Raw genomic sequence first — 4498 nt, 5'->3', positions numbered from 1 at the left:
AATTCTCGAGAAATGTCGTGAGCTGTACAACAACAACATCCCTCTACCGAAGGTTTCATCTACCCGCCCACGACAACGCACGGCCCCAAACACCATCCAGTGTACAGCCGTTGCGTTGCGGAAAGCGTTAGTGGAAGAAAAAAAAACTCCCCTTGCAGTAGCAGTGGGAACCATCACACCGGATATCGTCCCGCAAGGCAACGAACTCAAGGACCTACTGGCGCTTGCTCCGATGCTACAAGCAAATGTTCCGATCGGACGCAACCCACTCTTCATTCTGTCGCCCATTGGGAAGGCAACTGTCCCCGATCAACAACAATACGAGTTACTAGTGCGAACAAAGTCCAGTGGCTTTTATGCACTCAAACATGACGGCCCGGAATTTCGACGACACGTGGGAGGGTCCCTCAAGTCCCCGTACTACGTTGCAACATTTGATCACCTTCAACCCCATGTCACCGCACCGGATCAGGCAGAGGAAGTGGCGGACAATGACCCTCCTCCCCCAGGAACGGGAGCACCGACGCAGCATTGACTGGGGCAGCTGCCCGTAGAGGCTGGTCGTCTCACGCAGGCAGCTCCCTCCAACCCAAAAGACCAACGTAACAATCATAATAATAATAATAACTCCAACAAACAACAGCAACATCGAAGCACCGGCCGAGGGGGAGATGATCTCACTGTCGACGGGTGTATCGAGAGCGAACCAGGACCTCCCCGCCACGCCACCGCATCCACACTTCAGACTCGAGGAGGAGACTTACCAGAGTTCGAGCAACGAAGACCAGTGGTAGGCACCTCAATCGCCCCGTCGTTAGCCGCGGGGTCGGTTTCCACAACCAACAACAACAACAACAACAACATCCCGGTGCGTCGCCCTCGGGCGCCAGCAGCCTCACCTCAAGTACACGGAGGAAGCCTACCAGAGTTCGAGCAACGAAGACCTGTGGTAGGCACTTCAATCGCCCCGTCGTTAGCCTCGGGATCAGTTAACATAACGATCAACAACCCGCGTACCAATTCGGCGGGACGACCACGTGCTTTCACGTCAGCAACGCCCCAACCCGAGTCTCCATACGCGGAAGAAACAAACAAACTTCGAGACTACGTCGTCAAACTTGGAGATCGACTTACCCCGCAAATTTTCTTTGCGGCACTCCACGCGTTGGCGGTGACACCAAAGAAGACCCAACAACATCGCAGGAAGATCAGAACCATGCCAGGACCTTCAGCGTTCCCCACAAATGATCGTCGAATGGCACAAGCAGTCAGGCAGGGAGAGGCAGCAGAGGCACGCCTGAAAGCAAATGAGGCCCTGTTTTCCACCAATAGGTGGGAACTGTACCGCAAACACATGTGTACCAAGTCAGATATTGAACTGCAATGCACTCAACAACAAGCGGAAGACTACCTTCATCGGGAGTTTGATGCCAAGGTGTACCCCTCGGAACCCGTTCCAGCGTACATGCCGAGGGTGGAAGAGGAGTTGGTGCACACCCGAATCACGGAATCAGAGATTACCGCAGCAATGGCGAAGAAAACGGCAGCGTCGGCCCCTGGGGCAGATGGGGTGACACGTGACATCCTCCGGGCTGTTCTGGACTGCAATGAACTGAAGACTAAACTCTGCTGGGCATTCAACGAAGTGCTGGAGGGGAAATGCCCTCCCCCATCGGAATGGTGCTCAGTACGAGTAAGGATGATACCCAAAGGACAATCAGACCCAACAAACATTGATGAGTTTCGCCCCATTGCAGTGGGGAGCCTCACATGCAAACTGCTTCACTCGGTACTTGCAAACAGGATATGGAAGCATTGCCTTGACAACGCAGTCATCGACCTCAACATCCAGAAAGGGTTTGCGCCCAAAGTGTCGGGTTGTGTCGAACACATCACAACTCTGCTCCAAGCCTACCGGTCAGTCAAAACGCCGGAGCAGAAGTACAAATGTCCTGAGCTACACGTTCTCCTGGTAGACCTCCGTGCAGCGTACAACAGTGTTTCACACGAAAAACTGTGGCAGGTCCTGGAACACATTGGGATCAGTGACACCGTTATCCAGTATCTGAAAACAATCTATGGAAGCACAACGATGGCTATTGCCACCAAAGAATGGCGCACCTTCCCGGTTCCAGTTGGGCAAGGGGTCATGCAAGGAGATACGCTCTCCCCTCTTCTTTTCAACATTTTCTTCCAAGTGGCACTGCAGGCAGCGCTACGAAAACAGAGTATCTGCGAGACCAAACTTGGTAAATACAACCGGCACTACCTTAAGGCATATGCAGATGACCTGACGGTGGTATGCCCGTCACCAGGGGCAATTCAAATCGCATGGGAAGCACTCATCGATGGATTCCGATGGACCGGGATGACACCCAACGCTAACAAATGTCGCATTATCCAAATGCGGTTTGGCAAACTTGTACCGCGAACTGAACCTTTTCAGATCGATTATTCTGAAGGGGGCACACTAATCCCATGTGGACTAGCAAACGGAGGGACCAAATTCCTTGGCCTCAACGTAAGCATCTCCCAAGAACAGAGTTCAACAAAAACGAAACAACTCCTGATGAGTACGCTCGTCGATGGTATGGCAAAGATTGGAAATATGGAAATCCCACTCCTTGCTAAGTTCTTCTTCTATGAAACCAAAGTGTTGAACGCCCTCCGCTGGTACTTCACGATCTACCCGAACATCCCATACTCCGTGGCCAAAGCGCTGCAACACCAGGCAGCCCAAACCATGAAGCAATGGGCGGGACTACCAACAATGGCATCTCACGCTGCGATCACTAGCTACAAGGCACTAGGAGTGGAGGACGTCCGACGAGTGTATCGCTCAACTCGGGGTTTAACACTGAACTTATGCTTGAACAGCGACGACATTCAGGTCAAGAAGGCCGCTAAAGATGCCGCGATGCTTGACACGCGTTTCAACCACGAAGACAGGAAGTTTCTAAGGGAACTTGTCGCTAACCACGAAAGAGGGGAAACGACTAACGTTCGAAACGAGGTACGACAAACTATGCGCGAAGAAAAGAAGAAAGAGGTCGGCAACAGGGCTAAATGGCTCGAGGACTGTATTGAGTACTCGATGCCAGGAGCTGAACACGAAACAGATACGTTCCTAAAAGCAGTAGCACAAGTACTTCCTTACAAGGCACACTACCAGTTTTGCCGAATCATCGGTGGATGGTGGCCGGTGCGTGCCCTGTTAGCACAAGCCAAGATTATCCAAAACAACATATGCCCCCTATGTCGGGCTGAATCACAAACAATCTGCCACGTACTCAATCGATGCCAAGTATCATTGACTCAAGGGCGTTTCACCCGCCGGCATGACAAAGTACTCAAACTGATTGCGTCCGCCATCCTGGCGGCTGACAAAGACCACCATCAACTCAGGGTGTGGGTCGACCTCGACGACATGCGAGATGACACCATGCTTCATGAAGCATGGCGAACACACCTCCCCAACGCCCGCCCAGACATCATGATCACACATCAGAATGGAGACCTCACCATCATTGAGTTGACGTGCCCTTTTGAAGCAAAAGGCCCAATCACCTCGCACGACCGCAAAGTTGCAAAATACACGAAGAACGTTGAATCAATCCGGAAAGAATGGAACACAAATCCCAAAAGCGCTTACAGGGGCAGAACAGTAACCTTGCACTGCGTGGAGGTAGGCAGTCGAGGCTACGTATCAAACACAGCAACGGTGCTACAACGCTATGTTGGCATGGACGGCAAACAATTCCGCCAATTCCTCGTCAATTTGGGTCGTACCTCCTTCCTAGAATCACTATGGATACTGAAGCACCGAGATACCCGTAAGGTCTTTTAGGGGACCACGGTATCTCACCAAACCACACATGTACATAACCACACCACGAGTCCGACAATGGGTAGAAGGGGGTGACCAGAATCTGGCCCGACCTCCAAGGAGCAATCCGATGGTGCTCCGGAGACTCGTGGGAAGCGAAGCGGGGAAGCGGCGGCGGGATTCGGCTCACAGAGAAGAAGCGGGGCAATCACCGTGCGTCTAAGGTAACTCTAAGTAAAGAGGAAGCCAACGACAAGACGACGAAGGATAACAAGAGATTGATCGGAACGCCAGCTTTGCTTTCGTATTCTCGCCTCTCAACATAGAACAACAACAAGGTTTTCTTTGTCTGGTGAGTCCCTCTTTCTTCTTGTACACTTTGTCGTCTTTAGGGGCGAAAAAAAAAAAAAGAAGAAGAAAACTGAATGGACAAAGAAAAACAGCAGAAAATTATTTTGCGTGAATGAGGTGCGTATCAGGAAAAAAAAAATTCACCGTTTCTTTAAACTCTTTCAAAAAAATAATGAATTTCCGAAAAATGGTTAGAGGAAAAAAAAGATTAATGTCGGAAAAATGGCAAGAACCAACTCCCAGGAATTTTTTCGACACTTACCATTGGTGTTGTGCTGTGAATGCCATGTAAAAAAAAAAAAAAGATCTTTCAGTTTTCTT

Annotated in this window: 1 protein-coding gene; it reads left to right on the top strand. The window is 50.8% G+C overall.

Going from position 1 to position 4498, the window contains the following annotated elements:
* Positions 1-1255: 1255 nt before the first annotated feature.
* Positions 1256-3847, top strand: coding sequence for a hypothetical protein (locus JSU04_20505; GenBank protein ID MBS1972700.1), 2592 nt, complete (start codon positions 1256-1258; stop codon positions 3845-3847).
* Positions 3848-4498 lie beyond the last annotated feature (651 nt).

The sequence above is a fragment of the Bdellovibrionales bacterium genome (genome assembly GCA_018266295.1).
In the GTDB taxonomy this organism is placed as follows: domain Bacteria; phylum Bdellovibrionota; class Bdellovibrionia; order Bdellovibrionales; family Bdellovibrionaceae; genus JACMRP01.
The sequence above is the reverse complement of the archived record's forward strand: the minus strand, read 5'-3'. Positions and strand labels throughout refer to the sequence as shown.